We start from the raw sequence: 25,500 nt of genomic DNA, 5'->3' as shown, positions 1-25,500 counted from the left end.
CCCCCCGCCCGGGGGCGCCCCCCGCCCCGGGGGGGGCGCCGGCCTCCGTCGCGGAGCCGGGTCTGCGGCTCAGGTGCCGCTGTAGTACCCGTCGCCGGTCGACGGCATCTCCGAGAGCACGTTGAAGAACAGCACCCAGGCGCCGATGATCAGGAGCGACAGGCCGATGCCCACGTAGCCGGTGATGAGACCCGTCAGCCAGAAGCCACGCGCATGGCGTTCGCGCTTCTGCCCCACGTGACCGAGCACCACGCCGGCGATCGAGAAGAGGACTCCCGACCCGAAGAGCACCAGCGACATCAACACGCCGAGGATCGACCCCGACATCGACAGGATGCTCAGCAGACTCGAGGGCCTGGGAGCGCCACCCTGCTGATAGGTGGCGTACTGCGAGCCGTAGGGCTGCGGGGCGCCGTACTGCGGGGCTCCGTTCTGCGGGGCGCCGTACTGCGGGGCGCCGTACTGCGGGCTCCCGTTCTGCGGGGCTCCGTACTGCGGAGCGCCGTAAGGCTGCGGGCGTCCGTACTGCTGCTGGCCCTGCTGACCCTGCTGGCCCTGCTGGCCCTGCTGCGCACCGTAGGGCTGCTGCGGAGCGGCGCCGTACGGCGCTCCCCCGCCCGGCTGCTCGCCGAACGGCGACTGACCGGGCCGGGTCGGCGCCCCGTACTGCTGACCACCCGACGACTGCTGGGGTCCGTCGGAGGCCTGCTGACCGGGCGCGGGTCGTCCGTACTGCCCCGACTGCCCGTACTGGCCGGACTGCCCCTGCGGACCCGCGCCGTAGGGCGCCGACCCGGGAGGCCCCTGCGGCGCAGGAGCGGACCCGACCGGAGAGGCCTGCTGCCCCGGCGCGACGAACGGGTCGCCGACCGGTCGTGACCCGGCAGGAGGCGCGGGCTGGGTCGGAGGCGCGGGCTGGGTGGGAGCCCCGGGGTACGCGGTCGGGGGCAGCGACGGCGAGGCCGCCCCGCCCTCGGCGGTCGCGCCCGCGGGATCCGCGCCCGACGACTCGGCACCCGACCGATCAGCCCCCGACGAGCCCGACGACTCGGACCCCGACGGCGCGGGCGAGGGAGTGGAGGCCGGAGGGACCGGGCCGGGAGGTGTCGTGTCGTCGGTGGCCATGAGGACCCTTTCGAGTGCGGTGCGGCGGTCGTGACGGACGGACGAGCGCCCGATGCACGAGGGGGCCCGCGCCGGTGAGCGCGGACCCCGTCATGGTATCGACGTCGTCGATGAGTGGACTCGGAGTGATCAGAACCCGGACTCGTAGCTCTGGTCGTACGCGAATCCGCCGGCGGCGATCGCGACGATGAAGAACACGACGACGGCGATCGCGCCGAGCAGGCCGAGGTAGCCGAGCACGAGGCCGATGATCGCCATGACCTTGCCCTGCTCGCCGGTCCGCTTGATCTGGCGCAGCGAGATGTGGCCCGTGACGATGGCGACGATGCTGAAGACGAACGAGCTCAGGATGCTCGCGACGAGCGACACGATGGCCAGCACGTTGGTCTTCGGCGACTGGCCGCCGTAGCCGCCCTGCCCGTAGCCGCCCTGCCCCTGGGCCTGCCCCTGATAGGGGTTCTGCTGATACGGCTGCTGCTGCGGCTGGCCGCCGGGCTGCCCCTGCGTGCTCTGCGAACCCTGCGGGTACTGCGGGTACTGAGGCGCCGGGGGGTTCTGCGGGCCCTGGCGGGCCGGGTCGTGGTCGGTCATGCCGAGGTCTCCTTCTGTCTGAGTGGCCCCGAGCCTACGCGGACCCGCCCGCGCTCCGCCCTGAGGGCCCCCACGCCCCACGCCCCGACGGCTCAGACCGCCTGCACCGTCGTCACCGGCAGCGTCGAGTCGGCGCCGAAGTCGAGCGGCGACGGCGCGTGCCCGCGGGCGACGAGCTGCGCACCCAGGGCCGCGATCATCGCCCCGTTGTCGGTGCAGAGCGACAGCGGCGGCACGCGCAGCTCGACGCCCGCCGCCTCGCAGCGCTCGAGGGCGAGCTGCCGCACGCGGGCGTTCGCGACCACTCCCCCGCCGAGCAGGAGGCGAGGCACGCCCAGGTCGGCGCAGGCGGCCAGCGCCTTGGTGAGCAGCACGTCGGCGACGGCCTCGCGGAACGATGCGGCGACGTCGGCGACCGGCACCGCGCCTCCTTCGTCCCGTCGGCGTTCGACCCAGCGGGCCACGGCGGTCTTCAGCCCCGAGAACGAGAAGTCGTATCGATGCTTGACGAGGTCTTTGGGCAGCGTCAGCCCGCGAGGGAACCGGATCGCGGCCGGGTCCCCGTCGGCGGCGACGCGATCGATCTGCGGGCCGCCGGGATAGGGCAGGCCGAGGAGGCGCGCGACCTTGTCGAAGGCCTCACCGGCGGCGTCGTCGATGGTCTCGCCCAGCAGCTCGACGTCGTCGACGAGATCGCGCACGTGCAGCAGCGACGTGTGCCCGCCCGAGACCAGCAGCGCGATGGTCGGCAGCTCGAGCTCGCTGCCGTCGGCCCGCAGCACGTCGGCGCCGACGTGCCCGACCAGGTGGTTCACCGCGTAGAGCGGCTTGCCGGTGGCGAGCGCGAGGGCCTTTGCCGCGCCCACGCCGACCATCAGCGCGCCGGCGAGACCCGGGCCGCTCGTCACCGCGATCGCGTCGAGCTCGTCGAGCGTGACGCCCGCCTCGGCGAGCGCGGCCTCGAGGGCCGGCTGCATCGCGTCGAGGTGCGCCCGCGCGGCCACCTCGGGCACGACGCCGCCGTAGCGCGCGTGCTCGTCCATCGACGACGAGATGACGTTCGCGAGCAGGGTCGTGCCACGGACGATGCCGACGCCGGTCTCGTCGCAGCTCGTCTCGATGCCGAGCACGAGCGGGCCCGTCGACGAGCCGGCGCCGTCCGACGAGTCGGCGGAGCGGGGAGCCGAGGAGGCACGGGTCGGGTTCACGAGGAGGGTCCTGTCTGTGCGGGCGCGTCGTCGGAGGAGGTCGCCATGGTGAGGCGCATCACGACCGCGTCGACCCCGTCGGGCATGTAGTAGCGCGGGCGCACCGCGATCGGCTCGAACCCGAGCGAGGCGTAGAGGCGCTGAGCACCGGGGTTGTCGGCACGGACCTCGAGGAACACCTCTCGGACCCGGCGGCGCCGCGCCTCGTCGATCATCGCGGTCATCAGGGTGCGGCCCAGCCCGTGCCGCCGGGCCCCGGGCACGACCGCGATCGTCTGGACGTCGGCGTCGGGTGCGCCCGGCAGCGCCAGAAGCCCCGCGTAACCGAAGATGCCGGTGTCGGCGCCGGTCTCATCCCCGGTGTCGGTCCCGGCCTCGGCCACCAGGTACCACCCGTCGGGCGAGGCCAGCTCGTGGGCCATGCCCTCGCGCGACCAGGCGTCGGTGACGAAGACCGACGTCTCGATGGCCATGATCCCGTCGAGGTCGTCGATCGTGGCGCGCCGTGCGCGGAACGTCATCGACCGACCGGCTTCGGGCCCGCCGAGACGGTGACGTCGGGCTCGCGGAGGTAGAGCGGAGCAGGGTCGGCGAACCCGCGGCCGTGCTCGAACATCCGCTCGGCGAGCATCCCGAGGGCCGCCGCCGACACGACGGTGTCGTCGGGATCGGTCCGAGGCGACGCCGAGGAGGCGCCCAGCGCGTCGTCGAGGCCGGCCGGCTTCACGAGCGACGGGCCCTCGACCCGCACCGGCAGCCCCTCGTCGTCGAGCCCGCGATACGCGGTCCACGCGACCTCGCGACGACGGGCGTCGGTCACGACCACGAGGGGCGCGTCGACTCGGCCGCTCGGCACGGCGACCGACCCGCTGCCGCCCTCGCCCGCCGTGAGCCGCGCGAAGGCGATGGCGTCGTGGCTCGCGAGCGCCAGGCAGGGGCGCCCGACGCCGAAGGCGAAGACCCGCGCGGCGACGATGCCGACCCGGAGCCCCGTGTACGGGCCCGGCCCGACCCCGGCGACGACGGCGCTGAGATCCGCGGGGGCGACACCGGCCCCGGCGAGGGCCGACTCGATCAGGCTGCCGACCACCTCGGCGTGCCGTCGGGTGTCGGACTCGGTGCGCTCCGCGAGCACGCCGCGGTCGCGGTCGACGACGGCGACGGTCGTTCCCGCGGAGGTGTCGATGGCCAGGATCACGGGTCAATCGTAGGCGGTCGACTCGAGACGACCCGCGCCTCCTCGGCCGCCCGCCGCTCGTCTAGAGGTCGGCCCAGCGAGGGCCGTACATCGTGATGGTCACGTGGCGCGGCTCGTCGACGGTGGCGTCGGGGTCGGCGTCTGGGTCGAGATCGAGGGGGTCGCTCGCCGCGCCGGGTTCGCGCGCGGCGTCGGCGCCGGCACCCGTCGGTCGCTCGATGACCACCTCGATCCACGACTCGGCGACCCCGTCGAGCAGACCGGCGCCCCACTCGACCACGACGACCGAGCCCTCGAAGTCGAGGTCGAGGTCGTCCAGCTCGGCCGCGCCGCCCAGCCGGTACGCGTCGACGTGCACCAGCGGGATGCCCGTGGCGCTGGGATGCGTGCGCGCCAGCACGAACGTCGGGCTCGCGATCTGCCCGCGCACCTGCAGCCCCTCGCCGACGCCGCGGGTGAAGGTCGTCTTGCCGGCGCCGAGCGGCCCGGTCAGCACGACCAGATCGCCGGCCCGGAGCAGCCGACCGAGACGACGACCCAGCCCCTCCATCGTCTCGGTGTCGGCGACCGGCCCGTCGTAGAGCGGGAGGTCGTTCGCGGTCATCCCCGACGGCCCAGGTAGACGCGTGGCACACGGGCCCCGATGCGGCACGAGACCTCTTCGGGGATCGTGTCGGTCGCGTCGGCCCATTCGCCGATGGTCAGCTCGCCGCCGTCGCCCGGGCCGAAGAGCAGCACCTCGTCGCCGACCTCGATCGGGTCGTCGCCGACGTCGATCAGGAACTGGTCCATCGCGACCCGACCGACGATCGGGTACCGGCGCCCGCGCACGGTCACCTCGACGCCGTGCTGCGCGCGACGGCTCACCCCGTCGGCGTAGCCGATCGGCACGAGGGCGAGGGTCGTGTCGCGGTCGGTGCGGTACGTGTAGTCGTACGACACCCCGGTGCCGGCGGGCACGCGCTTCACCCGCACGACGCAGGCGCTGAGGGTCAGCACGGGGTGGAGACCGCGATCGCTCGCGCTGACGCCCTCGGTGACGGGGATCCCGTAGCCGTTCGACCCCATGCGGACCATGTCGAAGCGCCGCTCGGGGTGCTCCATGCCGGCCGAGCTCGACGACATGTGGCGCTTCTCGAAGGTCGCCCCGAGGGCCTCGGCGTCGGCGAGCGCCTTGCGGAACACGACGGAGGCCGCGTGGTCGTCGGCCTCGCTCGTCTCGGAGACGTGCGAGAAGGCCCCGCGGAGGCGCACCACGCCCTCGTCGCGGAGGGTCACCGCCCGGGTCACCAGCTCGGCCCAGTCGGCGGGCAGGCAGCCCTCGCGATGCAGACCGGTGTCGATGGTCAGGTGGACGAGAGCCTCGCGGCCGGCGTCGCGCGCGGCCTCGGCGAAGCGCTCGAGCTGGTCGAGGGTGGAGACGCCGAGATCGACGCCGTGCTCGACGGCGCCCGCGTAGTCGTCGTCGGGGCCGAGCTGCCAGGCGAAGAACGACGCCTCGAGGGCGATGCCGGCGCGGCGCAGCCGGAGGGCGGGCTCCAGCTCGACCGTGCCGAACCAGCGGATGCCCGCCGCCACGGCCTCGGGCACCATGACGTCGATGCCGTTCGAATAGGCGTCGGCCTTGACGATGGCCAGCACCTCGACGGGCGCGAGACGCTGGACGAGGGACTCGAGGTTGGCCCGGTAGGCGGCGAGGTCGACGGTCGCGCGACGCAGGTAGCCCGTGCTCATACGTACCTCCGGGTCAGGGCGCCCGACAGGCAGGCGACGGTCTCGTAGGTGATCCCCCCGGAGGCGGTGGCCCAGTCGGCCGCGCCCTGGTGCCCGGCCGCGGGGTCGCCGAACAGGACGACGTCGTCGCCGACCTCGACGGGGTCGTCGCCGACGTCGATGACGAGGGCGTTCATGGCGATACGACCACGGACCCGGTAGGTGCGGCTGCCGATCGTCACCGACGCCCGATCGCTCGCGGCCCGATCGACGCCGTCGGAGTAGCCGACCGGCACGACCGCGATCGTCGTGTCGCGCTCGGGCCGGAACACGTAGCCGTACGACACGCCCTCGCCGGCGGGCACGCGCTTGACGGTGGTGACCGGGGCGGACAGGGCGAGGGCGGGGCGGAGCCCCCATTCGGCGGCCGAGCGACCGGCGAAGGGGCTGAGGCCGTAGGCGGCGAGGCCGAAGCGCACGAGCCCGTAGCGGGTGCCCGGGTAGCTGAGACCCGCGGCCGAGGCGGCGAGGTGCAGCAGCCTCGGCTCGACGCCCAGCCCGCCCAGCACCCCCGTGGCGCGGACGAACGCCGCCGCCTGTCGGCCGTCCTCTTCGGGCGAGGCGTTCGAGAGATGACTCATCAGACCCTCGATCGGGAGGCGGTCGGCGAGTTCCGCCGCTCGGCGGAAGAACGCGGGCCACTCTGTCTCGACGGCGCCGTTGCGGCTCAGCCCGGTGTCGACGCAGAGGTGCACGGCGCGGACGCCCGCGGCCGCCGCCGCCTCGAGCTGGGCCAGGTCGGACACCGCGGGCGTCACGTCGTGCGCCGCGGCCGACTCGAACGTCTCGCCCGGCGCGTGCAGCCAGGCGAGGATCGGCGCGGTGATCCCCGCACGGCGCAGCTCGAGGGCCTCCTCGAGGTCGGCGACCCCGAGCCAGTCGACCCCGGCGTCGACGAAGGCCCTCGCCGACTCGACGGCGCCGTGCCCGTAGGCGTTGGCCTTGACGACGACCATGACGGCGTGCGGGGCGACGGCCTCGCGCAGCACCGCCACGTTGTGCCGGAGCGCCGACGTGTCGACGGTGATCTTGACGTCCTGCGTCACGCGCTGACCGCCTCCTCGGGTTCGTCTCGGTTCGGGGTGCCCGGTGCGGGCGAGCGGGCCGGCTCGGCCGGGCCGGCCGGGCCGGCCGGTGCTGCGGTCGTCGTGTCGGCGCCCTCGGCGATCACGTAGGCGACGGCGACGCCCCCGTCGTGGCTGAGCGAGAGGTGCAGCCGCGCGACGCCGCGGGCTTCGGCGAGCGCACGCGCCCCGCCCGTCAGCGTCAGCGACGGCGCGCCCTGCTCGTCGGAGACCACGACGATGTCGTGCCATGACACGCCGGTCGACCCGCCGAGCGCCTTGATCAGAGCCTCCTTCGCCGCGAACCGGGCGGCGAGCGACGGCACCTGGCGGGGTGCGCCGTCTCGGAGCACGGTCTCGTGGTCGCCGAAGAGCCGGCCCCGGAGGGCCGGCGTCCGGGCGAGCGAGCGCTCGAAGCGGGTCAGGTCGACGACGTCGACCCCGATCCCGACGATCATGCGGATGCTCGACGTGTCATCGGAGGCGGGCTCGCATCTACTCGACGGTCACGGACTTCGCGAGGTTGCGCGGCTGGTCGACGTCGAGGCCCTTGGCCGCGGCGAGCTCCATCCCGAAGATGTGCAGCGGCACGACGGCGAGCAGCGACTCGAACAGCGGCGCGGCGAGCGGGATGTGCAGCACCTCGTCGGCGAAGGGCAGAACGGCCGCGTCGCCCTCTTCGGCGATGGCGATGACGCGGGCCCCGCGGGCGCGGATCTCCTGGATGTTCGAGACGACCTTGGGGTGCAGGCTGCGGGGGTCGCGCGGGCTCGGCACGATGACGAACACGATCTGCCCGGGCTCGATCAGCGCGATCGGGCCGTGCTTCAGCTCGCCGGCCGCGAAGCCCTCCGCGTGGATGTACGCCAGCTCTTTCAGCTTGAGGGCGCCCTCGAGAGCGATCGGGTACCCGACGTGTCGACCGAGGAACAGCACCGATCGCGTGTCGGCCATCCAGCCGGCGAGGGTGCGGATGCGCTCCGAGCTCTCGAGCACGCGGGTGATCTTCTCGGGGATGGCCTGCAGGTCGGTGACCTGCTCGGCGATCTGCTCGGCGGTCAGCGTGCCGCGGAGGGTCGCCAGGTGCAGACCGAGGAGGAACAGCGCCGTGCCCTGCGCGACGAAGGCCTTGGTCGACGCGACGGCCACCTCGGGCCCGGCGTGCGTGTAGATCACGGCGTCGGACTCGCGCGGGATGGTCGACCCCTGGGTGTTGCAGATCGACAGCACCTGCGCACCCTGCTCGCGGGCGTACTTGACGGCCATCAGGGTGTCCATCGTCTCGCCCGACTGGCTGATCGACACCACGAGGGTGCGTGCGTCGAGCACCGGGTCGCGGTAGCGGAACTCGTGGGCGAGCTCGACCTCGACGGGGATGCGGGCCCACTGCTCGATGGCGTACTTGCCGAGGATGCCCGCGTAGGCGGCCGTGCCGCACGCGATGACGATGACGCGGTCGACGGTGAGCAGCTGCTCGCGCACGCCGTCGAGGTCGGTGAGGGTGACGGCGCCGTCGACCGCGCGACCCAGCAGCGTGTTGGCGACGGCCTCGGGCTCCTCGCTGATCTCCTTCGCCATGAAGCTCGACCAGCCGCCCTTGTCGGCGGCCGAGGCGTCCCAGTCGACCTCGAACTCGGTGGTCTCGACGGGGCGGCCCTCGAAGTCCACCACCTCGACCGAGTCGGGTCGGATCGAGACGAGCTGGTCCTGGCCGATGGACATGGCACGGCGCGTGTACGCGATGAACGCGGCCACGTCGCTGCCCATGAAGTTCTCGCCGTCGCCGAGACCGACCACGAGCGGGGAGTTTCGACGGGCGCCGACCACGAGACCCGGCTGGTCGGCGTGGACCACCAGCAGCGTGAAGGCGCCGTGCAGGGTGTTGACGACGGTGCGCAGCGCCTCGGCGAGGTCGCCCGACGCGCGGTAGGCGCGGGCGACGAGGTGGGCCGCGACCTCGGAGTCGGTCTCGCTGAGGAACTCGACGCCCTCGGTGAGCAGCTCGGCCTTCAGCTCGGAGAAGTTCTCGATGATGCCGTTGTGGATGAGGGCGAGTCTGCCGTCGTCGGCGAGGTGCGGGTGGGCGTTCTCGTCGGTCGGCCCGCCGTGGGTCGCCCAGCGCGTGTGGCCGATGCCGGTGCGACCGTCGGTGAGGGGCGAGGACTCGAGGTCGTCGACGAGCATCTGCAGCTTGCCGGCCTTCTTGCGGCTGCCGAGCGTGCCGTCGGCGTCGACGACGGCCACCCCGGCGGAGTCGTAGCCCCGGTACTCGAGACGCTTGAGCCCCCCGAGCAGCACCTCGATGCTTCGCTCGCCGCCTACATAACCCACGATTCCGCACATGAGGACGATCCTACGGTGTCGGCCACCGGGTAGCCTCGAACCCATGGCCGACGCGACCCCGACGACGCAGGCGACCGGCCACGCCTCGCCGTTCGTCGAGATCGACCGGGACGCCTGGGCCGAGCTCGCGCCGGCCACGCGCCTCCCTCTCACCGAGACCGAGATCGTGCAGCTGCGGGGCCTCGGCGACCGCCTCGACATGCGCGAGGTCCAAGACGTCTACGTGCCCCTCAGCCGCCTCCTGAACCTCTACGCCGCCGGGGCCCGCAACCTGCACCGGGCGACCAGCGACTTCCTCGGCGAGCGGGCGCAGCGCACGCCGTTCGTCATCGGCGTCGCCGGCTCGGTCGCGGTGGGCAAGTCCACCGTCGCGCGCCTCCTGCGTGAGCTCCTGTCACGGTGGGACGACACGCCGCGCGTCGAGCTGGTCACCACCGACGGGTTCCTCTACCCGAACGCCGAGCTCGAGCGCCGCGGCATCATGCACCGCAAGGGTTTCCCCGAGTCGTACGACCGCCGCCACCTGCTGCGCTTCGTCTCGCAGGTCAAGAGCGGCGCCGAAGAGGTGCGGGCGCCGTTCTACTCGCACACCAGCTACGACATCATGCCGAGCGCCGAGGTGGTCGTGCGCCGGCCCGACATCCTGATCGTCGAGGGGCTGAACGTGCTGCAGCCCCCGCTCGGCGGCCGGCTCGCCCTCAGCGACCTCTTCGACTTCACCGTCTACGTCGACGCCCGCACCGGCGACATCGAGAACTGGTTCGTCGAGCGGTTCCTGGCGCTGCAGAAGAGCGCCTTCACCCAGGAGCGCTCGTACTTCCACCGCTTCGCCGACATGGACGAACACGAGGCCCGCAGCTTCGCGTCGGGCATCTGGCGCGGGGTGAACGAACCGAACCTGCTCGAGAACGTGCTGCCGACCCGGTCGCGGGCGACGCTCGTGCTGCGGAAGGCGTCCGACCACAAGGTCAGCTCGGTGCTGCTCCGCAAGATCTGACCCGGGCCGCCCGCCCGGCCCCCTGCCCCCAGCCCCCGGCCCTCAGCTCCATGAGTCACGACACGCCGCGCGCCCGCGACCCCCGCGGCGCGTCCTGACTCATCGCGGCGCCACGGAGTGAGCGCAGGAGGCGCGGGTCGGTTCACACGGGCAGCAACGACCACACGACGCCGAGTGCGACGAGGGCCGCCGCCGCGAGGACGGCGACGGCGTTCAGTCGCCGGTGCTCGACCATGATCGCGATGTACTCGCGGAGGAACGCGCTCGGCACGTAGTAGGCGGCGGTCGGCGACCCGACGACCTGGGCGTCGCTGCCGATGGAGCGAGCCAGCAGCGCCGCACGCAGCACGTGGTAGTCGTTCGTCACGACGAGAGTGGCGCCGTCGCGGCCGTCCGCACGCTGCACCTCGCGCGAGAGGAGCAGGTTCTCGCGGGTGCTCGTCGACGCCGTCTCGGGGCGGACGTCGGCCGCGTCGACCCCCTGCCCGAGCAGGTACTCGGCCATGGCGTCGCCCTCGGCGCGGGGCTCGTCGGCCCCCTGCCCGCCCGAGGGGATGAGCACTGGGCGGGACCCGTCTGCGGCGACACCGCGGTAGACGGCCAGCGCCTTGTCGAGTCTGCTGCGGAGGAGGGGCGGCACCTCGCCTCGGATCAGGCCCGAGCCGAGCACCACGATCGCCTGGGGCGTCTTCGTGTGCCGGTAGCGGCTGTAGACGAGCGAGTAGAGACCGAAGGCGGCGAAGGTCGCGGCCGCGTAGAAGCAGCCGAACGCGACGAGCAGACCGATCGCGACGAGCAGCACGTCGACGACCGAGGGCAGGTCGAACTGACTCGGCAGCGTCACGAGGGCCACCGCGACGAGGGGCAGCACGAGGATGGCCACGCCGGCGACGAGCGACAGCAGATTGCCGAGGCTGCGACCCTCCGATCGGAGCATCGTCACGCCGTTGCCGATCAGGGCGACGGCGAGCACGCCGACGAGCACGACGGCGAGCAGGGCCCCCAGCGTGACGAGCGACTGCTGCGCCGGCCCCGACCCGTCCAGCTCGACGAGCCCGGCGAGGAGCAGGCAGCCGAGGGCCGCCACGAGGAACACGCCGTTCCGCAGGCGACGGGCGTCGCGTCGGCGGCTGACGACGTAGAGCACCGCGAAGACGAATGCCGGCACGAGGAGGATCATCTGCTCATGATGCCGGACTCTCCGAGCGGACCCGGCACCGCGCCTCCTGAGGAGGCGCCGGCAGGCAGGCGGGGCCGCGCCGGGTCAGAGGGCCAGGCGCTCGCGCACGACGTCGGCCAGCGCGTGGGCGACGCGGTCGGCGGTGGACTGGTCCGCCGCCTCGACCATCACCCGGATGACGGGCTCGGTGCCCGACGGACGCAGCAGCACCCGACCGGTGTCGCCGAGCTCGTCCGAGAACGCCGCGACGGCCTCGGCCACCCCGGCGTCGGCGGCGAGGCGAGTGCGGTCGACGCCCGAGACGTTGATCAGGATCTGCGGGAAGACGGTCATGACGGTGGCGAGCTCGGCGAGGCTCTTGCCGGTCGCGGCCATACGCGCCACCAGCGACAGGCCGGTGAGGATGCCGTCGCCCGTCGTCGCGTGGTCGCCGAAGACGATGTGACCGGACTGCTCGCCGCCGAGGTTGAAGCCGTGCTCGGCCATGTCCTCGAGCACGTAACGGTCGCCCACGCGGGTCTGACGCACGGTGATGCCGTGCTCGGCCATGGCCCGGGTGAGGCCGAGGTTGCTCATGACGGTCGCGACGAGGGTGTCGGACGCGAGCGCACCGCGCTCCTTCTGAGCCACGGCGATGATCGCCATGATCTGGTCGCCGTCGACCACGGCGCCGGTCGCGTCGACCGCGAGGCACCGGTCGGCGTCGCCGTCATGGGCGATGCCGACGTCGGCGCCGTGCTCGAGCACGGCCCGGGCGAGGTTGTCGAGGTGCGTCGACCCCACGCCGTCGTTGATGTTGAGGCCGTCGGGGTCGGCGCCGATGAGCGTCACCTTCGCGCCGGCGTCGGTGAACACCTCGGGCGAGACCGCCGACGCGGCACCGTGAGCGCAGTCGAGTACGACGTGGATGCCGTCGAGACGGTTCGGCAGAGCGCCGAGGAGGTGGAGGACATAGCGGTCTTCAGCATCGGCGAACCGGCGGATGCGACCGACATCGCGGCCGATGGGCATCAGCTGGGGATCGTCCATCGCGGCCTGGATGCGATCTTCGACCTCGTCGGGCAGCTTCGTGCCGCCGAAGGCGAAGAACTTGATGCCGTTGTCGGGGGCCGGGTTGTGCGAGGCGCTGATCATGACGCCGAAGTCGGCGCCGATGTCGTCCACGAGGAACGCCGCCGCTGGGGTCGGGATGACCCCGGCGTCGAGCACGTCGACACCGGAGCTGGCCAGACCCGCCGACACGGCGGCGGTCAGGAACTCCCCCGAGATGCGGGGGTCGCGTGCGACGACGGCGACGGGTCGCAGCCCTTCGGCACGACGGGCATCGGCGTGATGCCCCTTCGTGAGCACCACCGCGCTCGCCTGGGCGAGGCCCAGGGCGAGCACGGCGGTCAGCTCACGGTTGGCGAGGCCCCGCACACCGTCGGTACCGAAGAGACGCGACATAGCGAGACCTGCTTTCGGGTGCGCTCTTAGCGCTTCGAGAACTGCGAGGCCTTGCGGGCCTTCTTGAGACCCGCCTTCTTGCGCTCGATGACGCGGGCGTCACGAGTCAGGAAGCCGGCCTTCTTCAGCGTCGCGCGGTTGTTCTCGCGGTCGATCTCGTTGAGCGAACGGGCGATGGCGAGACGCAGCGCGCCGGCCTGACCCGAGGGGCCGCCACCGGTCACCTTGACGGTGACGTCGTAGGCGCCGAGCAGATCGAGGACCTTGAACGGGTCGTTGATCAGCTGCTGGTGCAGCTTGTTCGGGAAGTACTCTTCGAGCGTGCGGCCGTTCACCACGAAGGTGCCCGAACCCGGGACGAGGCGAGCGCGGGCGATCGCCTCCTTGCGGCGGCCGACGGCCGAACCGGAGACGTTCAGGACGGCGCGGGGCGTCGCCTCGGCCTCGGTGGACGTGCTCTCGGTGGTGAAGCTCTGGGGAGCCTGGTCGATGGAATCTGCGATCTGAGCCACTGTGTGGGAGTCCTTAAGTCTGAAGGCGGACGCTACTGAGCGACCTGGTCGAGGGTGTAAACCGTGGGCTGCTGAGCAGCGTGGGGGTGCTCGGCACCCGCGTACACCTTCAGCTTCTTGATCTGGGCGCGGCCCAGCGAGTTCTTCGGCAGCATGCCGCGGATGGCCTTCTCGACCGCACGCGTGGGGTGCTTCTCCACCATCTCGGAGTACGTGGTGGCCGTGAGGCCGCCCGGGTAGCCCGAGTGACGGTAGTAGAGCTTCTCGGCCAGCTTGGAGCCGGTGAGGGCCACCTTGTCGGCGTTGATGACGATGACGAAGTCGCCCATGTCCATGTGGGGGGCGAAGGTCGGCTTGTGCTTGCCGCGCAGCAGTGCTGCCACGTGGCTGGCCAGACGGCCGAGCACGACGTCGTTGGCGTCGATGATCAGCCAGTTCGGCTGAACGTCAGCCGGCTTGGGGGAGAAAGTGCGCGTCACAGTAGTGCTGCTTTCTTGTCGAGGTGAGAGGTTCGTGAATCCCGCTCCGGCGCCGTTCTCGAGGCAGATGCGACGAGAACGAATCAGGTGGAGGGCTCAACTTCGGGCGAAGGCGCGCAGTTGCGCAGACACCAAGGGGCAACGATACCCGACACCCCCAGGGGCGTCAAACGTCACTCGTCGACCTGAGCGGCCGACCGCTTCACCTGCGTCAGCTCGGTGCGCGCCGCGACCTCGTCGTCGGGCGGGTACCCGACCTCGACCATCGTGAGGCCGTGCGCGGGCACGACTCTGAACTCGCCGTTCCGCTCGGCCTCGCGGCGGATCCCCACGGCCCGGTGCTGGGGCAGCACCCCCTCGCCCACCGCGACGCAGGCACCGACGAGATTCCGCACGAGGTTGTGGCAGAAGGCGTCCGCCTGCACCGTCGCGACGAGCACGCCGTCGGCCTCGCGCCTCCATCGGAACTCCTGCAGTTCGCGGATGCTCGTCGCGTACTCGCGGTACCGGCAGTACGCGGCCCAGTCGTGCAGACCCAGCAGCCCGGCGGCCGTGGCGTTCATCAGGTCGAGGTCGAGCCGCTGGTCGTACCAGAGCGTGTGACCGCGCCGCGCGGGGTCGCGCTCGGCACCGCGATCGGCGATGCGGTACTCGTACCGTCGCCAGAGCGCCCCGAAGCGGGCATGGAACCCGGGAGGCGCGAGCCGGCCTCCCGAGACGACGATCTCGTCGGACGCGCCGGCCAGCCCGTTGAGCCGCCGGGCGAGCACCGTCGGGGCGTCGAGCGGGGTCCTGTCGACCATGCCCCGGTGAGGGCGCTGCAGCTGCGCGATCTGGGCGTCGGTGAGATCCAGGTGAACCACCTGACCACGGGCATGCACCCCCGCGTCGGTCCGCCCCGCCACCGTCACGGTGGGGACGTCGCCGAGCCGGCGGAAGAGGGTGACCAGGGCCTGCTCGATCTCGCCCTGCACGGTGCGACGGCCGGGCTGCTCGCTCCACCCCGAGAAGTTCGTGCCGTCGTATGCGACGTTCAGCCGGATGCGCGTCAGGTTCGGCCGGTCGAGGGCCGCGTCGTCCGGGGTCGGCTCGTCGGTCGTCGTCACCCTGGGATTCTACGAGAGACGACGACAGGGCCCCGCGTCCACGACGCGGGGCCCAGCCGTCTCATCGGCGGGTCGGGGTCATCCGACCCGGCGGGTCACCGCCAGCGCCAGCCGAACAGCTGCTTGAACCAGTCGATGACCGCGGTGACGATGGCCGTGACGATCTGGCCCAGGGTGGGTGCGCCTCCCCCGTGACCGGGCTCATCGGGCTGACCCGGGTCGCCCGGCTGCTCGGGCTCGCCCGGGTCGACGTCGCCGACGAGCTCGAGTCCGACGACGACCGGGTCGTGGTCGCTCGACCGGTACGGGCCGTCCGCGTAGAGCGGGGCCGCGTTGTAGTCGTACCGGCTGTACTCGAGCCCGACGGACTCGCCCGCGTTGATGTTCCAGATGTCGACGCCCGTGACGGCCTCGGCCGCGGCCGGGCTGGCGAGCACGTGGTCGAGCGATCCGCTCAGGCCGCCGAACACGTAGCTGTACTCGTCGGTCTCGGTCGAGCCCAGGTCGGTGTAGCCGGCGTCGCGCAGCACCTCGATCGGGTCCTCCTGCGAGTAGGCGTTGAAGTCGCCGACCAGGAACGCCTTGTCGGTCCCGGCGTCGGACTGGACCCGCGTCGAGAAGTCGGCCAGCGCCTCCGCCTGGTTGACGCGCGAGGCGTTCGAGGCGCCCTGCCCGTCACCGAGGTCGGCGTCGACCCCCGACCCGCTGCCCTTCGACTTGAAGTGGTTCGCGATGACGACGAAGTCGGCGTCTGCGGGGGCGCCGACGGGCGCGAAGGTCTGCGCCAGCGGCTGACGGGCGTTGCTGAACGCCGGGGCGTCCGTCAGGATGCGCGACTCGCCGACGGTCTCCGCGGTGGCCTTCTTGTAGATGAAGGCCAGGCGGATGACGTCCTCGTTGGCGGGGACGGTCGCGGGGGACGGCACGAACGCCCACTCGTCGGCACCCAGGTCGGCGTTCAGCGCGTCGACCAGGGTCGAGAGCGCCGCGTCGCGGTCCTGTCCGAAGCGGGCCGAGTTCTCGATCTCCTCGAGCGACACGACGTCGGCGTCGAGGCCGTTGATGGCGGCCACGATCTTCGCCTGCTGACGCTCGAAGCTCGCCTGGTTCGCGGCGCCTCGCGCGTCGCAGCCGCCCTGGACGGTCACCGGGTTTCCGAAGCGGTCGGTGTAGTACGTGCAGCCGCTCAGCTGGTCGCCCGTCGTGGGGAAGTAGTTCAGCACGTTGAAGCCGGCGAGTCGCAGGTCTCCCCCGACGTCGCGGGGCGCCTCCTCACGGATGTCCTCGAACGAGACGGGCAGGTCGGCCGTCTCGGTGTCGCCGGTGATCCGCTCGGTGGGCTGCAGCTTCCAGGTGGAGTTGCGGAAGTCGAGCACGAGGGGCTCGTCGAAGGTCACGGCCGCGCCCACGGTGACGGGGGCCTCGGTCGAGAGGTACGGCACGGGGATCCCCTGGTTCGAGGCCGTGAAGAAGTTCACCGACGAGCCGTCGTCGAGCACGAGCTTCCGGGCGGCGTTGTCGGCGACCGTCGCCGTGTACTCGGCACTGCCCGGGCGAGCGACCTCGGTCGGCTGGATGAGCGGCTTCGTGCCGGAGGCCAGCACGACCTCCCCGTACTGGTTCGTCGTGTAGACGTCGCTGACGGTGAAGTCGCCCTGCGGCGCGATGAGCATGCTCTCGAGCGCCTCGCGCTCGGCGTCGGTCTCGGGGAACCCGACCGTCGCGGGCACCGGCGCCGTCACGGACGCGGCGTCGAGCACGGCGAGGTCTGCGGCGGCGGCGACGGTCAGCTGGGTGAGACCGAAGTACTCGCTCGCCGTGCCGGTGGTCTCGACGTAGTCGCCGATGGACACCGAGGAGGCGGTGGCCGAGGAGTAGACGAAGACCGCGTCCGACGCGACGTGCGTCGCGGAGTCGAGCGCGCCTCCGGTGCCCGGAGTCTGGATGACGTAGCCGTTCAGACCGCCGGTCGGGTACGCCGCGGTCACGACGCCGCGGGTGGTCACGCGCTGCCCGGCGAACGGACTCGTATCGGTCGTCCCCTGCAGCTCGGCGATCGTGACGTCGACCCCGGGAGTCGGCTCGGTCGGCAGCTCGGGCTCGTCGGGGTCGGTCGGCACGTCGCCGCCGCCGGCCGAGTTCCGAGGCGTGACGTCGGCGGTGACGCTGAAGTCGGCGGCGTTCACGTCGGTGTCGACGTGGTCGGTGCGCGTCAGCGAGTTGGGCACGGCGTTGCCGCCGGAGGTCGCCGCGACCGTGGTCTCGTAGGTGTTCGAGGTGCCGTAGCCGAGCAGGTCGACGACTCCGTCGACACCCACCGAGGAGGCGCCGGTCGGCAGGGTCACGGCCGTCGCCTGGTCCGACAGCACGATGGTGCCTGTCGAGCCGCTCGGGTTCAGACCCAGCGTGGCGTCGGGCGCCGGCAGGGCCTCACCCGTGGTGCCGTTGCTGCCGAGCTGGACGAGGAAGCTGCCGCCTGCGGGGACGGTGCCGGCGAGGGCGCCGACACCCGAGACCGCGCTGGCCGTGGCCGCACGGTACTGCAGTGACCAGCCCGCCAGCGACACCGCGCTGGTCGTGGGGTTGTAGAGCTCCACGAACTTGTTCGTGAAGGGTGCGTTGGCGCTGCCGCCCTTCAGGTAGGCCTCGTCGATGACCAGGCCGCCGGCCACGGCGGTGGCGGTCGACGTCGCGGGCGCAGCGGTCGCCGCGGTGAAGGGGACGAGGGGTGTGACGAGGAGAGCGAACCCGGTCGCGACGGCGATGTGCTTCCGGGTCAGAGGGCGGGGGCGAACGGACATGTGATCCTTCGTCGGAGAGGCAGGGATGAATCGACCCTACGTTTCTTGGCTCCTTCACAGGTTTCTGTCACATGTCGCCGAGATGAACACCCCCCGAGAGGGGTACGCCGCAGCCCCCCATGCGGTGGACCGGAGACGCCGAAGGGCCCCGCAGCACGGATGCTGCGGGGCCCTTCGAAGCGGAACGGGACTACTTCGTGTCGTCCGACTTCGCGGCGTCGTCCGACTTCTCGGCGGCGTCGGTCTCGACCTCGTCGGCGGCAGCCGTCTCGGTCTCGGTCTCGACGGGTGCCGACTCCTCGACGGTCTCGGTCTCCTCGACCGGGGCCTCTTCGGCGGGCGCGGCGGCCGCGGGGGCCGACGTGCTGCTCGACGACTTCACCTTGGGGGTGACGGGCTCGAGCACGAGCTCGATCGACACCATCGAGGCGTTGTCGCCCTTGCGGAAGCCGAGCTTCGTGATGCGGGTGTAGCCGCCCTCACGGTTCTCGACGAGCGGCGCGATCTCGGTGAAGAGCATGTGCGCGGCGTCCTTGTTGTTGCGCAGCGTCTGCATCGCACGACGACGCGACGCGAGGTCGCCCCGCTTCGCGAAGGTGACGAGGCGCTCGGCGACGGGGCGGAGGCGCTTGGCCTTCGTCTCGGTCGTCTTGATGCTCTTGTGCTCGAAGAGCGACGCGGCGAGGTTCGCGAGCATCAGACGCTCGTGAGCCGGGCCGCCTCCGAGGCGGGGACCCTTGGTGGGCTTGGGCATGATCGTTGTTTCCTAGCTGTCGAAGATGATCAGGGCGTCGGGAGACGAGACCTAGTTGGTCTCTTCCTCGTCGTAGCCGCTGTAGAAGTGGGCTCCGTCGAACCCGGGGACCGTGTCCTTGAGCGAGAGGCCGAGCTCCACGAGCTTGTCCTTCACCTCGTCGACCGACTTCTGACCGAAGTTGCGGATGTTCATGAGCTGCGTCTCCGAGAGGGCGACGAGCTCGGACACCGTGTTGATGCCCTCGCGCTTCAGGCAGTTGTAGCTGCGGACCGAGAGATCGAGGTCTTCGATCGGAGTCTGCAGCTCGCTCGAGAGGACGGCGTCGACCGGCGCGGGGCCGATCTCGATGCCCTCGGCAGCGGTGTTGAGCTCGCGGGCCAGGCCGAAGAGCTCGGTCAGCGTGCGACCGGCCGACGCGATGGCGTCGCGCGGCGAGATCGCCGGCTTCGTCTCGACGTCGACGACCAGGCGGTCGAAGTCGGTGCGCTCACCGGCACGAGTCGCCTCGACGCGGTAGGTCACCTTGAGGACGGGCGAGTAGATCGAGTCGATGGGGATCTGACCCGCTTCGCTGAACTCGCTGCGGTTCTGGACGGCGGAGACGTAGCCGCGGCCACGCTCGATGGTCAGCTCGAGTTCGAACTTGGCCTTGTCGTTCAGGGTCGCGATGACCAGCTCGGGGTTGTGGATCTCGACACCGGCGGGAGCCGAGATGTCGGCGGCCGTGACCTGACCGGCACCCTGCTTGCGCAGGTACGCCGTGATGGGCTCGTCGTGCTCGCTCGAGACGACGAGCTGCTTGATGTTGAGGATGACCTCGGTGACGTCTTCTTTCACACCGGGGACGGTGGTGAACTCGTGCAGCACACCGTCGATGCGGATGCTGGTGACAGCGGCTCCGGGGATCGACGACAGAAGAGTGCGGCGCAGCGAGTTGCCGAGGGTGTAGCCGAAACCGGGCTCGAGGGGTTCGATCACGAAGCGTGAACGGAACTCCGAGATGTTCTCCTCGGTGAGGGTGGGGCGCTGTGCAATGAGCACTGTGGATTCCTTTCGGCGAAGAGTCCGCTATATGACTCTTGGCGGTACGACAGGTGGCGGGCCGGTCGGGTCTGTTGAGTTGTGATGCCCCTGCCGGTGGTGCAGGAGGCGGTGCGAACGCGGTGTAGCCCGCCGCGCCTCCTCGACCCTGATACCGGGTGAGGGAGGCGCGACGGGCGGTAACTCAGTTAGACGCGACGACGCTTCGGCGGGCGGCAGCCGTTGTGCGCCTGCGGGGTGACGTCGTTGATCGAACCCACCTCGAGGCCTGCGGCCTGGAGCGAGCGGATCGCCGTCTCGCGACCGGAACCCGGACCCTTGACGAACACGTCGACCTTCTTGACGCCGTGCTCCTGCGCCTGTCGTGCAGCCGACTCGGCCGCGAGCTGCGCGGCGAAGGGCGTCGACTTGCGCGAACCCTTGAAGCCGACGGCGCCGGACGAAGCCCAGCTCAGCACGGCACCCGAGGGGTCGGTGATCGAAACGATGGTGTTGTTGAACGTGCTCTTGATGTGGGCCTGACCCACAGCGACGTTCTTCTTCTCTTTGCGGCGGGGCTTACGCGCGGCCGACTTCGGTGCTGCCAATTTTTTCTCCTACAACCTAAGGGCGAGTACGGCGGGAGCCGGGGCCTATCGAGCCTTCTTCTTGCCGGCGACGGTGCGCTTCGGGCCCTTGCGGGTACGAGCGTTCGTCTTGGTGCGCTGTCCACGGACAGGCAGACCGCGGCGGTGGCGGATGCCTTCGTAGCTGCCGATCTCGACCTTGCGGCGGATGTCGGCGGCGACCTCGCGACGGAGGTCACCCTCTACCTTGAAGTTGCCCTCGATGTGGTCGCGGAGAAGGACGAGCTGGTCGTCCGTCAGGTCCTTGACGCGGATGTTGCCGTCGATCTCGGTGTCAGCGAGAGTCTGGAGCGCACGGGTGCGGCCGACTCCGTAGATGTAGGTCAGTGCGACTTCCACGCGCTTGTCGCGCGGGATGTCAACGCCTGCTAGACGTGCCATGGTGGCTTCTCCTCAGAGAGTGGTGGAGGTCTGTCACAGCACCGGTGCCCGGGCCTCCGCCCCGGGGTGTCCCCGCGACCGCCGGAGCGTTCGTGGTTCTGGTGCTGCTTTGTCGATGTTGCTGTGGGCCGGCTCACCGGCCCGGCATCTTCAGACCGCGCGGACGCGGCCTGAGAGCTAGCCCTGACGCTGCTTGTGGCGCGGGTTGCTCTTGCAGATGACCATGACGTTGCCCTTGCGGCGGATCACCTTGCAGTGCTCGCAGATGGGCTTGACGCTGGGGTTGACCTTCATTGCTGATTCCTTGATCTCGCTGGCTTCGTGCCCCGCGGGTGCGCGGGGCCGTTCCTTTCCAGCACGCCCTACTTGTAGCGGTAGACGATCCGGCCGCGGGTCAAGTCGTAGGGCGAGAGTTCGACGATCACGCGGTCTTCGGGGAGGATGCGGATGTAGTGCTGACGCATCTTGCCGGAGATGTGGGCGAGAACTCGGTGGCCGTTCGTCAACTCAACGCGGAACATCGCGTTGGGAAGAGCCTCGATCACTGCGCCTTCGATTTCGATGACACCGTCTTTTTTGGCCATAGCCTCACTGTCGCTCAGGTTCGGGGGTGTTGGTCGTGCGGGGATGCGGTGCCCTCTGTCAGATGAAGCCGACACAAGACACCAAGGGTCGATCTTATGTGATGCCGCTATAGTTCAGCAACCTGCGTTGTCGATGCGACACGCCGGATCGTCGAGACATGCCGAGACAGGGAGCCCGAATGCCCGGACGAACCACTCCGACGAGCCCCCGCGGCATCGCCCGTCACGGGCGGCTGCGACGTCGAGGTCCGGTCCGCCCTCTGCTCACCCTCGTGGCGGGTGGGCTCGCCGTCGTGCTCGTCAGCGGCGCATCGGTGGCGGCCATCGCCGTCCGTTCGGCCACCTCCGAGGTGTCGACGGTCGTGCTGGGTAACGAGGACACCGTCCAGGACGTCCGGATCTCCGAGATCACCGGCGGGGCGAACATCCTCCTCGTCGGCACGGACGTCCGAGCCGCCGACAGTCAGATCGACGCCGGCACGACGGACGGCGCTCGCAACGACGTGACGATCCTCGTGCACCTCTCGGAGGACCACTCCCAGATGAGCGCCGTGAGCTTCCCCCGCGACATGATCGTCTCCGTCCCCGACTGCACGGGACCCGACGGCACGTACTACCCGGCCGAGAGCCGCGTCCAGTTCAACACCACCCTCGATCGCGGTGGGCTCTCCTGCACGGTGTCCACGGTCGAGTCCATCACCGGGCTCGCGATCCCCTACGCCTCGGCGATCACCTTCGACGGCGTCATCGAGATGTCCAACGCCCTGGGCGGGGTCGACGTCTGCGTCGCCCAGCAGATCACGGACACGGACAGCGGCCTGGACCTCTCCCCCGGGACGCACTCCCTGCAGGGCGTCGACGCTCTGGCGTTCCTGCGCACCCGTCACGGCGTCGGCGACGGGAGCGACCTGGCGAGGATCAGCTCCCAGCAGGTCTTCCTGTCGGCCATGATGCGGCAGATCCTCTCCGTCGGCACGCTCTCCAACCCGGCGACGCTCTACAAGCTCGCCTCCGCGGCGCTCAGCAACATGGAGCTCTCGTCGACGCTGAACTCCCCCGACACGCTCGTGCAGCTGGCCTACGCCGCACGGGATCTCTCGCCGGCCGAGATCGTCTTCGTCCAGTACCCCGTCGTCGACGACCCCTACGACTCGAACCGGGTCGTGGCGTCCGAAGCAGATGCGGCGACGTTGAACGCGGCGCTGGCGGCCGACACGAAGTTCACGGTCGGCGACGAGAGTAACGGTCGCGCATCCGTCGCTCAGGATCCCAGCGCGGCGCCTTCCGCGCCCGCCAGCCCGTCGACTCCTGCGGCCGACGCGGAGGCCGCGCCCACGGCACCTGCCACCGAGGCGCCCGTCTCGACGCTGCCCTCGACCATCTCCGGGCAGACCGCAGCGGAAGAGACCTGCAGCGTCGGCAACGGCTGATCCCACCGGGCGGAGTGCTGGCTCCACCACGTCGGACGCCGCGCTCGAGTCGCCTCAGGCGATCGGGACCGGCCTGATGCCCAGCGGGGCGAGACCGGCTGCGCCGCCGTCGGCGGCGGTCAGCACCCAGATGCCGTCATCGTGGACGGCGATCGAGTGCTCCCAGTGCGCCGCGTCGGACGCATCGACGGTCGAGACCGTCCACTCGTCGGAACCCGTGACGGTGTCGATCGTGCCGGAGGTGATCATGGGCTCGATGGCCACGACGAGGCCGGGCTTGACCGAGGGGCTGCGCCCCGAGACCCGGTAGTTGAAGACGGGCGGGTCTTCGTGCATGGAGCGGCCGATGCCATGACCCGTGTAGTCCTCGATGATGCCGAACCGGCCCTGGCTCTCGACGTGGTCTTCGATGGCGCCACCGACCTCGTCCAGCCTGCGCGCCGTCGCGAGTGCCGCGATGCCGTGCCACAGAGCCTGCTCGGTGACGTCGTTGAGCCGTCGGCGCGAGGCGACGACGTCGGGACGCGAGGGATCGTCGATGACGAAGGTGCGGGCACTGTCGCCGTTCCAGCCGTCGACCTCGGCGCCGCTGTCGATGGAGACCATGTCACCCGCGCGGAGCACACGATCACCCGGCATGCCGTGGACGACCTCGTCGTTGACCGACGCGCAGATGGTGTGGCGGTATCCGGGCACCAGCATGAAGTTGGGCACGCCGCCCCCGGCTCGGATGACGGCCTCGGCTATGGCGTCGAGCTCTCGGGTCGTGACACCCGGTCGGATGGCCGCGGCTACCGCGTCGAGCGATTCGGCCGTCAGGAGACCGGGACGGACCATGGAGCGCATCTCGTCCCGGCTCTTGTAGATGCCGGGTCTCCGCAGACCCACGCGGGTCAGGAGGCCGCAGCGGTGGAGCGGAAGCCGCGCTCGGTCAGCGCCGAGTCGATGCGTGCCGCCACCTCGGCGATGCTGCCCAGACCGTCGACCTCGACGAGCAGACCGCGTTCGCGGTACGTCTCGACCAGCGGCGCCGTCTCACGCAGGTACACGTCTTGACGGTGACGGATCGCCTCTTCGGTGTCGTCTTCACGACCCTGCTCGAGTGCGCGCTTGCGGAGACGCTCGACGATCTCGTCGCGATCGGCGACGAGCTGCACGACGCCGGTGAGCGACTCGCCCCGCTCGGCGAGATGGGCATCGAGGAAGTCGACCTGAGCCATCGTGCGCGGGTAGCCGTCGAGCAGGAACCCCTCTGCGGCGTCGCTCTGCTCGAGTCGATCCGAGATGAGCTCGTTGGTCAGGCTGTCGGGGACGTAGTCACCGGCCGCCAGGATGGCCTTGACCTTGAGCCCCAGCTCGGTCTCGTTCTTGACGTTGGCACGGAAGATGTCACCAGTCGACACGGCGGGGATGCCGTACGCCTCGGCGATGGCCGACGCCTGAGTGCCCTTGCCGGCCCCGGGGGGACCCACGATGAGGAGGCGCGGGCTGATGTGTCCTTCGACACCGATGCTCATCGGAGGAGCCCTTCGTAGTGACGCTGCTGGAGTTGCGAGTCGATCTGCTTCACCGTCTCGAGACCGACACCCACGATGATCAGGATGCTCGCGCCTCCGAAGGGGAAGTTCTGGTTCGCGCCCACGGTCGCCAGCGCGATCAGCGGGATGAGGGCGATGATGCCGAGGTAGAGGGCACCGGGGAGCGTGACCCGCGTCAGCACGTAGTCGAGGTACTCGGCGGTGGGGCGACCGGCGCGGATGCCCGGGATGAACCCGCCGTACTTCTTCATGTTGTCGGCGACCTCTTCGGGGTTGAAGGTGATCGCGACGTAGAAGTACGTGAACCCGACGATGAGCGCGAAGTACACGAGCATGTAGAGGGGATTGTCGCCGGACGTCAAGTTGGCCTGGACCCAGCTGACCCATGCGGGCGGAGCCGTGCCGTCGGCGGGCTGGTTGAACTGCGCGACGAGGGCGGGCAGGTAGAGGAGCGACGAGGCGAAGATGACGGGCACGACACCGGCCATGTTCACCTTGATCGGGATGTAGGTGTTGTTGCCGCCGTACGTCCGTCTACCGACCATCCGCTTCGCGTACTGGACCGGGATGCGACGCTGGGACTGTTCGACGAAGACGACGGCGGCCATGATGACGAGGCCGACCGCGATGACCATGAGGAAGATCTCGAAGCCGCGGGCCTGGGCGATGCTCCAGAGAGCCGTGGGGAACCGGGCGGCGATCGACGTGAAGATGAGGAGCGACATGCCGTTGCCGATGCCGCGTTCGGTGATGAGCTCGCCCATCCACATGATGAGGCCGGTACCGGCGGTCATGGTGATCACCATGAGCATGACGGCGTACCAGGCGTCGTTCGTGATGAGCTGGCTGCATTCGGCTGCGCCGGATCCGCTGAACAGGGCGCCGGAACGGGCCACGGTGATCAGGGTCGTCGACTGCAGGATGCCGAGGGCGATCGTGAGGTAACGGGTGTACTGGGTCAGCTTCGCCTGGCCCGACTGGCCCTCTTTGTAGAGGGTGTCGAAGTGCGGGATGACGACCCGGAGCAGCTGCACGATGATCGACGACGTGATGTACGGCATGATGCCGAGCGCGAAGACCGAGAGCTGGAGGAGGGCGCCACCGCTGAAGAGGTTGACGAGCTCGTAGAGACCCGATGTGCCGGTGTTGCCGGCGAGACAGAGCTGCACGTTCTGGTAGTCGACGAACGGTGCGGGGATGAACGAACCCAACCGGAAGAGCGCGATGATGCCGAGCGTGAACCCGATCTTGCGACGCAGGTCGGGGGTGCGCATGATTCGCGCGACAGCTCTGAACACGTGGTGCCTCCCGGTACGAGGA

At 70.6% G+C, this 25,500-nt stretch carries 27 protein-coding genes; 2 read left to right on the top strand and 25 right to left on the bottom strand.

Annotated features, from left to right (window positions below):
* Window positions 1-69: 69 nt before the first annotated feature.
* The 10 genes from SOM13_RS11725 to glmS all read right to left on the bottom strand — a co-directional run bounded on the left by SOM13_RS11725 (window position 70) and on the right by glmS (window position 9,302).
* Complete coding sequence (locus SOM13_RS11725) at window positions 70-1,125, bottom strand: hypothetical protein (RefSeq protein ID WP_320479805.1); 1,056 nt, start codon at window positions 1,123-1,125, stop codon at window positions 70-72.
* A gap of 129 nt (window positions 1,126-1,254) precedes the next feature.
* Complete coding sequence (locus SOM13_RS11720; RefSeq protein ID WP_192061057.1) at window positions 1,255-1,716, bottom strand: DUF4190 domain-containing protein; 462 nt, start codon at window positions 1,714-1,716, stop codon at window positions 1,255-1,257.
* A 92-nt stretch (window positions 1,717-1,808) separates the two neighbouring features.
* Window positions 1,809-2,846 (bottom strand): tRNA (adenosine(37)-N6)-threonylcarbamoyltransferase complex transferase subunit TsaD, encoded by a 1,038-nt coding sequence (gene tsaD, locus SOM13_RS11715; protein ID WP_192061135.1) that lies wholly within the window; start codon window positions 2,844-2,846, stop codon window positions 1,809-1,811.
* 74 nt (window positions 2,847-2,920) lie between these two features.
* Window positions 2,921-3,445, bottom strand: coding sequence for a ribosomal protein S18-alanine N-acetyltransferase (gene rimI, locus SOM13_RS11710; protein ID WP_320479804.1), 525 nt, complete (start codon window positions 3,443-3,445; stop codon window positions 2,921-2,923).
* Window positions 3,442-4,122: a tRNA (adenosine(37)-N6)-threonylcarbamoyltransferase complex dimerization subunit type 1 TsaB gene (gene tsaB / locus SOM13_RS11705; protein ID WP_320479803.1), complete on the bottom strand. Its 681-nt coding sequence runs from the start codon at window positions 4,120-4,122 to the stop codon at window positions 3,442-3,444. The genes rimI and tsaB overlap by 4 nt, the downstream gene beginning before the upstream one ends.
* A 61-nt stretch (window positions 4,123-4,183) precedes the next feature.
* Window positions 4,184-4,726 (bottom strand): tRNA (adenosine(37)-N6)-threonylcarbamoyltransferase complex ATPase subunit type 1 TsaE, encoded by a 543-nt coding sequence (gene tsaE, locus SOM13_RS11700; RefSeq protein WP_320479802.1) that lies wholly within the window; start codon window positions 4,724-4,726, stop codon window positions 4,184-4,186.
* A complete protein-coding gene (gene alr, locus SOM13_RS11695) occupies window positions 4,723-5,856 on the bottom strand; it encodes an alanine racemase (protein ID WP_320479801.1) in 1,134 nt (377 codons plus the stop codon). Before alr (SOM13_RS11695) ends, tsaE begins: the two co-directional genes overlap by 4 nt.
* Window positions 5,853-6,941 carry an alanine racemase gene (gene alr / locus SOM13_RS11690; RefSeq protein WP_192061053.1) on the bottom strand — a complete coding sequence of 363 codons (1,089 nt, stop codon included), beginning with the start codon at window positions 6,939-6,941 and terminating at the stop codon, window positions 5,853-5,855. The genes alr (SOM13_RS11695) and alr (SOM13_RS11690) overlap by 4 nt, the downstream gene beginning before the upstream one ends.
* Window positions 6,938-7,417, bottom strand: coding sequence for a holo-ACP synthase (locus SOM13_RS11685; RefSeq protein ID WP_320479800.1), 480 nt, complete (start codon window positions 7,415-7,417; stop codon window positions 6,938-6,940). The genes alr (SOM13_RS11690) and SOM13_RS11685 overlap by 4 nt, the downstream gene beginning before the upstream one ends.
* Before the next feature lie 37 nt (window positions 7,418-7,454).
* The gene (glmS, locus tag SOM13_RS11680; RefSeq protein ID WP_320479799.1) at window positions 7,455-9,302 is read right to left on the bottom strand and encodes a glutamine--fructose-6-phosphate transaminase (isomerizing); all 1,848 of its coding nucleotides are present in this window, start codon (window positions 9,300-9,302) and stop codon (window positions 7,455-7,457) included.
* A 43-nt stretch (window positions 9,303-9,345) separates the two neighbouring features.
* Between glmS and coaA the strand changes: the two genes are divergently transcribed.
* Window positions 9,346-10,299 (top strand): type I pantothenate kinase, encoded by a 954-nt coding sequence (coaA, locus tag SOM13_RS11675; protein ID WP_320479798.1) that lies wholly within the window; start codon window positions 9,346-9,348, stop codon window positions 10,297-10,299.
* A gap of 142 nt (window positions 10,300-10,441) precedes the next feature.
* Here coaA and SOM13_RS11670 read toward each other — a convergent pair whose 3' ends face one another.
* The 12 genes from SOM13_RS11670 to infA all read right to left on the bottom strand — a co-directional run bounded on the left by SOM13_RS11670 (window position 10,442) and on the right by infA (window position 21,212).
* The gene (locus SOM13_RS11670; RefSeq protein ID WP_320479797.1) at window positions 10,442-11,479 is read right to left on the bottom strand and encodes a YdcF family protein; all 1,038 of its coding nucleotides are present in this window, start codon (window positions 11,477-11,479) and stop codon (window positions 10,442-10,444) included.
* A gap of 84 nt (window positions 11,480-11,563) precedes the next feature.
* Complete coding sequence (gene glmM / locus SOM13_RS11665; protein ID WP_192061048.1) at window positions 11,564-12,925, bottom strand: phosphoglucosamine mutase; 1,362 nt, start codon at window positions 12,923-12,925, stop codon at window positions 11,564-11,566.
* Between the two features lie 26 nt (window positions 12,926-12,951).
* A complete protein-coding gene (gene rpsI, locus SOM13_RS11660; RefSeq protein WP_192061047.1) occupies window positions 12,952-13,437 on the bottom strand; it encodes a 30S ribosomal protein S9 in 486 nt (161 codons plus the stop codon).
* A 32-nt stretch (window positions 13,438-13,469) separates the two neighbouring features.
* A complete protein-coding gene (gene rplM, locus SOM13_RS11655) occupies window positions 13,470-13,916 on the bottom strand; it encodes a 50S ribosomal protein L13 (RefSeq protein WP_055799954.1) in 447 nt (148 codons plus the stop codon).
* 173 nt (window positions 13,917-14,089) lie between these two features.
* Complete coding sequence (locus SOM13_RS11650) at window positions 14,090-15,022, bottom strand: tRNA pseudouridine synthase A (protein ID WP_320479796.1); 933 nt, start codon at window positions 15,020-15,022, stop codon at window positions 14,090-14,092.
* A 95-nt stretch (window positions 15,023-15,117) separates the two neighbouring features.
* On the bottom strand, window positions 15,118-17,823 hold the full coding sequence (locus SOM13_RS11645) for an ExeM/NucH family extracellular endonuclease (RefSeq protein WP_320479795.1): 2,706 nt from the start codon (window positions 17,821-17,823) through the stop codon (window positions 15,118-15,120).
* A gap of 190 nt (window positions 17,824-18,013) precedes the next feature.
* On the bottom strand, window positions 18,014-18,577 hold the full coding sequence (gene rplQ / locus SOM13_RS11640) for a 50S ribosomal protein L17 (RefSeq protein WP_192061045.1): 564 nt from the start codon (window positions 18,575-18,577) through the stop codon (window positions 18,014-18,016).
* Window positions 18,578-18,628: 51 nt separating this feature from the next.
* On the bottom strand, window positions 18,629-19,621 hold the full coding sequence (locus SOM13_RS11635; protein WP_055799947.1) for a DNA-directed RNA polymerase subunit alpha: 993 nt from the start codon (window positions 19,619-19,621) through the stop codon (window positions 18,629-18,631).
* A gap of 188 nt (window positions 19,622-19,809) precedes the next feature.
* Window positions 19,810-20,208, bottom strand: a complete 399-nt coding sequence (gene rpsK / locus SOM13_RS11630) for a 30S ribosomal protein S11 (protein WP_055799944.1) — start codon at window positions 20,206-20,208, stop codon at window positions 19,810-19,812.
* Window positions 20,209-20,253: 45 nt separating this feature from the next.
* Window positions 20,254-20,628 (bottom strand): 30S ribosomal protein S13, encoded by a 375-nt coding sequence (gene rpsM, locus SOM13_RS11625; protein WP_055799939.1) that lies wholly within the window; start codon window positions 20,626-20,628, stop codon window positions 20,254-20,256.
* Window positions 20,629-20,805: 177 nt separating this feature from the next.
* The gene (gene rpmJ, locus SOM13_RS11620; protein WP_043593327.1) at window positions 20,806-20,922 is read right to left on the bottom strand and encodes a 50S ribosomal protein L36; all 117 of its coding nucleotides are present in this window, start codon (window positions 20,920-20,922) and stop codon (window positions 20,806-20,808) included.
* Between the two features lie 68 nt (window positions 20,923-20,990).
* Window positions 20,991-21,212 carry a translation initiation factor IF-1 gene (gene infA / locus SOM13_RS11615; RefSeq protein ID WP_043593329.1) on the bottom strand — a complete coding sequence of 74 codons (222 nt, stop codon included), beginning with the start codon at window positions 21,210-21,212 and terminating at the stop codon, window positions 20,991-20,993.
* Window positions 21,213-21,391: 179 nt separating this feature from the next.
* On the opposite strand from infA, the gene SOM13_RS11610 reads away from it, so the two are divergent.
* Window positions 21,392-22,642, top strand: coding sequence for an LCP family protein (locus SOM13_RS11610; RefSeq protein WP_320479794.1), 1,251 nt, complete (start codon window positions 21,392-21,394; stop codon window positions 22,640-22,642).
* A 54-nt stretch (window positions 22,643-22,696) separates the two neighbouring features.
* On the opposite strand, the gene map is transcribed toward SOM13_RS11610, so the two are convergent.
* Genes map through secY form a run of 3 tightly spaced genes read right to left on the bottom strand, consistent with a single transcriptional unit; the run spans window position 22,697 to window position 25,478 of the window.
* Window positions 22,697-23,530, bottom strand: coding sequence for a type I methionyl aminopeptidase (gene map / locus SOM13_RS11605; RefSeq protein ID WP_320479793.1), 834 nt, complete (start codon window positions 23,528-23,530; stop codon window positions 22,697-22,699).
* A 5-nt stretch (window positions 23,531-23,535) separates the two neighbouring features.
* Window positions 23,536-24,159, bottom strand: a complete 624-nt coding sequence (locus SOM13_RS11600) for an adenylate kinase (RefSeq protein ID WP_192061043.1) — start codon at window positions 24,157-24,159, stop codon at window positions 23,536-23,538.
* A complete protein-coding gene (secY, locus tag SOM13_RS11595) occupies window positions 24,156-25,478 on the bottom strand; it encodes a preprotein translocase subunit SecY (RefSeq protein ID WP_192061042.1) in 1,323 nt (440 codons plus the stop codon). Before secY ends, SOM13_RS11600 begins: the two co-directional genes overlap by 4 nt.
* Window positions 25,479-25,500: the final 22 nt, after the last annotated feature.

Origin of the sequence: Frigoribacterium sp. CFBP9030 (assembly GCF_034045195.1) — a bacterium.
In the GTDB taxonomy this organism is placed as follows: Bacteria; Actinomycetota; Actinomycetes; order Actinomycetales; family Microbacteriaceae; genus Frigoribacterium.
The sequence above is the reverse complement of the archived record's forward strand: the minus strand, read 5'-3'. Positions and strand labels throughout refer to the sequence as shown.